The following is a 2,717-nucleotide window of genomic DNA, read 5'->3' as shown; positions in this document are numbered from 1 at the left end:
TTGTTATTTTGTAAGGACTTTCACTAAAAACTTGTAGATTATATCTGCCGTTTTTGTAATAGAACTAATAGTAGCATATTCGTCAGCACCATGAAAATTTTCGCCTTCTGCGCCGAAAATAATTGCAGGGGCGTTTAACCTTGAACCTAAGTAATTAAAATCACCTATGCTTTGAAAATAAGATATACTTGGCGGGCATTCACAAATATCATTTATTGATTCTAAAAACGTACCTACAAAATGATTATCCTTTGGTACAGTAAATGGTAGAAAACCCTTGCTACCCTCTGTTGGTGCATCTCTAAAAGAGATTTTAAAATCACTTTTAATATTTGCTTTTTTTATTGCATCTATTATATGATTTTCTATTGTTTTTTCATTTTCTCCCACAACTATATGCCAAAACAATTTGACTTTAGCATAATCTGGAACGCTACAGGCACCACCATCACTTTCTAATGCAACTACGCAAGCGACACCTTTTCCTAAAAATTCATCTTCAACATAATCTATTTTTTCTAATTCACACATAAATTTTCCGGCATCCACTGCTGCATTAATACCTGATGATGGCAAAGCCGCATGAGCAGCTTTACCGAAAAATTCAACCTCAAGACCATAGCCACCTCTTGCACCAAGACATAAATTAGGGAATGGTAGACTGTTGAATCCCGCACTTGGTTCAGCAATAATTGAAAAGTCTACATCTTTAAATAAACCTTCTTCAATTAATGCATTTGTACCAAGTCCATAAGGACCTTCTTCGTCCGAAACAAAGGTTGCAATAATCTTTCCATGAAAACTTTTGTTGAGCTCATGAAACTTTCTAATAGCAAGCATAGAAGCACAACTACCTGATTTCATATCAAGAGCACCCACCCCGTAAATTTTATCTTCTTCTACCAGTCCTACGTAAGGCTCTTTCGTCCAACCATTGCAAAGATTAACGGTATCCATATGACCATTTATACAGATGACTGGGCCATCACTATCACCAGTCATTTCACAAATCACATTTTTGCCCTTGAAATTAGTAATTTTCGCTTCATGGTATTCATGAATCCTTGCACTAATCCCATTATCAATAAACCACTTATGGGTAAGCTCCATAATAGCTTCTTCATGAAAGTAAGGACTATGTGTTGAAATTAACTTTTTCATTAATTTAATGGTTTCAGATTGTGTAATTTCCTTAAATGGTATAATTGTTTCAAATGATTTATTTGTTTCGGATGGTGTAATATCTTTACATATCTGCTGATGATTTTTTGTCATTTTGTATCGCCTCTTTCTCCTCTTTCTCCTCTTTAAATATAAATAATCCTGTGTAACCATATATTATAGCTATAAGTGGAGTAATCAAAGCTAAATAGGTGTATGGAAGATATTCCATAGTGGATACCCCTAAAGTTCCTGCAAAGAATACACCACAAAGTCCCCAAGGAACTAATGGCGATGTTACAGTACCTGAATCCTCACATGTCCTTGAACAAACCATATTTTTTATTTTAAGTTTTTTATATGCAGGTAAAAACATTCTTCCTGGGATAAGAATAGCCATATATTGACTAGCAGAAAATACATTAACTGCAATTGTTGATATAACGTGTGTAAGAATAAGATTTCCTTGTTTTCTCACAAGACCTGACATTTTATCCAGTAGTACTTCAAGCATTCTTGTCTTCTCCATAATACCACCAAGGCTAAGACCCAAGAAACCAAGAGATACTGTCCACATCATTGATTGTAACCCACCTCTGTTAAAGAGCTTGTCAACTGTTTCAGTTCCAGTTTCAATTACGAATCCATAATTCATGAAATTCATCATTTCATATAATCCTCTTCCTTGAATAATAACCGCAAGAGCAAGGCCTGCTAATGAAGCAATGACCATAACAGCAACACCGCTGACATTCTTAACCGCTAAAACGACTACAATTATTAACGGAATTAAACTTAAAATGGAGGTCATAGGGGTCATTTTAAATGATGATTGAATCCCTCCTAATATACTAGTAACGGCTGTTGTATCAACAGCTCCTCCACTAAATTGAAATCCGAGTATGGTATAAATAATAAGAGATATTACAAATGCAGGCCCGGTAGTATATACCATGCTACGAATATGATCGAAAAGATTTGCTTCTGAAACTCCAGCCGCTAAATTTGTTGAGTCAGATAGAGGTGACATTTTATCCCCTAAAATTGCTCCTGATATAACTGCCCCAGCAGTCATTGGAGCTGGAATTCCTAGCCCAACGCTTATTCCCATGCAAGCTACTCCAAAAGTAGCTCCTGTAGTCCAACTACTTCCTGTTGCAACTGATGCAACTGCGCACACAAGAGCTGTGGTAAGTAAAAAGAAAGTTGGTGATATTATTTTTAATCCATAATATATGAGTGTTGGAATTGTTCCCGCTGCAATCCATGTTGGTATTAATACACCAATAAGCATTAAGATCAACATCGGAATCATAGCTAAATTGCAGCCATGCATAATTCCCTCTTGAATAGTATCCCATTTAAACCCAGAAGCCATTGCAACAATGATTGCATAAGTAGCAGAAAACAGTATTGTTGTATGTATTTCTGGACTTCCATATAATATTACCTGAATAGTAAGTGTAATACATAAAAATAGTATAACGGATAATGATCCCAAAAATGACGGTTTAATAGACGATAAATCTTTGTGTTCCATTTGAAACACCCCCTTA

At 35.5% G+C, this 2,717-nt stretch carries 2 protein-coding genes; both read right to left on the bottom strand.

Going from position 1 to position 2,717, the window contains the following annotated elements:
• Window positions 1-3: 3 nt before the first annotated feature.
• Window positions 4-1,275 (bottom strand): M20/M25/M40 family metallo-hydrolase, encoded by a 1,272-nt coding sequence (locus JJE11_RS17330; RefSeq protein WP_291637885.1) that lies wholly within the window; start codon window positions 1,273-1,275, stop codon window positions 4-6.
• Window positions 1,247-2,701 (bottom strand): Na+/H+ antiporter NhaC, encoded by a 1,455-nt coding sequence (gene nhaC / locus JJE11_RS17325; protein WP_291637883.1) that lies wholly within the window; start codon window positions 2,699-2,701, stop codon window positions 1,247-1,249. Before nhaC ends, JJE11_RS17330 begins: the two co-directional genes overlap by 29 nt.
• Window positions 2,702-2,717: the final 16 nt, after the last annotated feature.

Origin of the sequence: Clostridium sp., from assembly GCF_016650095.1 — a bacterium.
In the GTDB taxonomy this organism is placed as follows: domain Bacteria; phylum Bacillota; class Clostridia; order Clostridiales; family Clostridiaceae; genus Clostridium_AD.
The sequence above is the reverse complement of the archived record's forward strand: the minus strand, read 5'-3'. Positions and strand labels throughout refer to the sequence as shown.

What these genes read in the sequence shown, in the direction of transcription:
- nhaC (WP_291637883.1), bottom strand. Translation starts at nt 2,701, where the DNA reads ATGGAACACAAAGATTTATCGTCTATTAAACCGTCATTTTTGGGATCA.
- JJE11_RS17330 (WP_291637885.1), bottom strand. Translation starts at nt 1,275, where the DNA reads ATGACAAAAAATCATCAGCAGATATGTAAAGATATTACACCATCCGAA.